We start from the raw sequence: 2503 nt of genomic DNA, 5'->3' as shown, positions 1-2503 counted from the left end.
CGTGCTGGGAAAGGCCGCCAAGGTCACGGTCATCAACCGGGACGAGGGCCGCGCGGTCGAGCTCGTCGAGCGCATCCGCAGCCACGCTCGCGTGACCGAACTCGAGGCGCTCGCCGCCGACGCGTCCGCGTGCACCGGGGCGGTGAGCGCCGCCGACCTGGTCGTCAACGCCACGCCGGTCGGGATGGCGGACTCGCAGACGCCGTTCTCGGTCGAGTGGATCCGCTCCGGCCAGATCGTCTGCGACATGGTGTACCGCTCGACCCCGACCGCGCTCGTCACAGCGGCCGAGGCCGCGGGCGCACACGCCGTCGGCGGCCTCGGCATGTTGGTCGCACAAGGCGCGACCGCCATCGACATCTGGGGCGAGGGCATGCAGAACCGCGCCCCTCGTGACGTCATGCGTGCCGCTGCGGAAGCCGCGATGGCCGCGAACGCCGAGGCGGGTGGTCAGCCGTGACGGCTGCTTCCGGCAAGCGGCTCGGCCGCATCCTCGTACAGTCCGGCGTCATCACCACCGAGCAGCTCGACGAGGCGCTCGCGCAGTCCGGCGACCGCTCCCTGCCGTCCGTGCTCGGCGAACTCGGCTACGCGACGGACGAGGCGATCGCCAAGGCGGTCGCCGACCAGATGGGGCTGACCTACATCGACCTCGGGAACTACGAACTCGATCCGAACGCCGCCACCATGGTCGGCGCGGACGTCTGCAGGCGCTACCACGTGCTGCCGCTCAAGATCCAGGATGACGAGCTGGTCGTGGCGATGGCCGACCCCGCCAACATCTTCGCCATCGACGACCTGCGCATCGTCTCGGGCTACGACATCCGCCCGGTCGTCTCGTCGGAGTCGGAGCTCGCGCAGGCTATCGAGCGCTTCGCGGCCGCCAGCACCGACGTCTCCGGGATGATGGACGACCTCGAGGAGTCCATGGGCGGCGTCTCGGTCGAGGAGGGCGAGGAGGAGGCGTCCGACGAGTCGGCCCCCGTCGCCAAGCTCATGAACATGATCATCACCGAGGCGATCCGGCAGGGCGCCGGCGACATCTACATCGAGCCGCTCGAGACCGAGATGCGCGTGCGGTTCAGGATCGACGGCGTGTGCCAGGAGATCCTGAAGAGCCCGAAGAAGCTGCACCGCCAGCTCGTCAGCCGGCTCAAGATCAACTCGGGCATGGACATCGCCGAGCGGCGCGTCCCCCAGGACGGCCGGTTCGGCGTGACGCTCGATGGCAAGGCGGTCGACTTCCGCGTCGCGGTCCTGCCGTGCGTCAACGGCGAGCTGTCCGTCATCCGTCTGCTGCGGCGGGACTCGATCATGATGTCGCTGGAGGACCTCGGCTTCCTCGAGCAGCCGCTCGCCCGCCTGATGGAGGCGCTGTCGCTGCCGTACGGGGCGCTACTGGTCACCGGCCCGACCGGTTCCGGCAAGTCGACCACGCTGTATGCGGCGATCAACAAGACGAACGACATCCGGACCAACCTGATCACGGTCGAGGACCCGGTCGAGTACCGGCTCGCGGGCCTGTCGCAGGTCCAGGTCAACGAGAAGGCGGGCCTGACCTTCGCCGCGGCGCTCCGTTCGATCCTGCGGCAGGACCCCGACACGGTCATGATCGGTGAGATCCGCGACAAGGAGACCGGCACGATCGCCATCGAGGCGGCGCTGACGGGCCACCTCGTGCTGTCCACGCTGCACACCAACGACGCGCCGTCGGCGCTGACCCGCCTGACCGAGATGGGCATCGAGCCGTTCCTGACGGCGTCCGCGGTGACCTGTGTGCTCGCGCAACGCCTCGCGCGTCGGCTCTGCACCGAGTGCAAGGAGCAGTACACGCCGTCGGAGGACGCTCTCACGCGCGTCGGCTTCCCGTTCGAGCCCGGGAATCCGCCCAAGCTGTTCCGGGCGGTCGGCTGCAAGAAGTGCAACAACATCGGCTACCGGGGCCGCATGGGCGTGCACGAGGTCATGTCGATGAGCGAGAACATCGAGCGGCTCGCGGTCGAGAACGTCTCCACCGACGAGGTCAAGGCGCAGGCTATCTACGAGGGCATGAAGACGTTGCGCGAGGACGGCTTCGCCAAGGTCGCCGCGGGGCTCACCTCCATCGAGGAGATCATGCGCGTAGTGGTCTGACGCACCGCCGAGCGGCGTTCCCGCCGCTCACACGCCTGTTGTACGCCCTCAGCCTTCGTGAGATGCTAAGATGGCTAGCCTGCCCCGGGCATGAGTGTCGCTTCACGATGCCCGCGGTCAGGCCGTTCCCTTGGCGTCACGGAGGTGTCTGAAGACATGGCAGACAGCGGCATCGGCGACTACTTCATCAGCGACGTCGACGACGACGTCGCCGAGGACGACGGCGAGGCCATCGCGGCCCCGGTCGTGGTGAGGCCGGCCCCTGCGGTCGCGCCCGTCGCCGCGCCTGAGCCCGCGCCCACGCCCGCTCCCGTCGCGCCCATCCGCGCCACGGCTCCCGTGGCGCGGATGGGCGCGACGGGAGCGGGCG

The 2503-nt window shown here is 69.4% G+C and carries 1 protein-coding gene and 1 pseudogene; both read left to right on the top strand.

Annotated features, from left to right (window positions below; all coding sequences use genetic code 11):
• The first annotated feature begins 456 nt into the window (after positions 1 to 456).
• On the top strand, positions 457 to 2133 hold the full coding sequence (locus tag FDZ70_09240; protein ID TLM70282.1) for a type II secretion system protein GspE: 1677 nt from the start codon (positions 457 to 459) through the stop codon (positions 2131 to 2133).
• Positions 2134 to 2370: 237 nt separating this feature from the next.
• Positions 2371 to 2503: pseudogene (locus FDZ70_09235) on the top strand (acetyl-CoA carboxylase biotin carboxyl carrier protein subunit).

The organism is Actinomycetota bacterium, from assembly GCA_005774595.1.
Classification (GTDB): domain Bacteria; phylum Actinomycetota; class Coriobacteriia; order Anaerosomatales; family D1FN1-002; genus D1FN1-002.
Note: the sequence above shows the minus strand (reverse complement) of the source record. Positions and strands in the feature narration are given on the sequence as shown.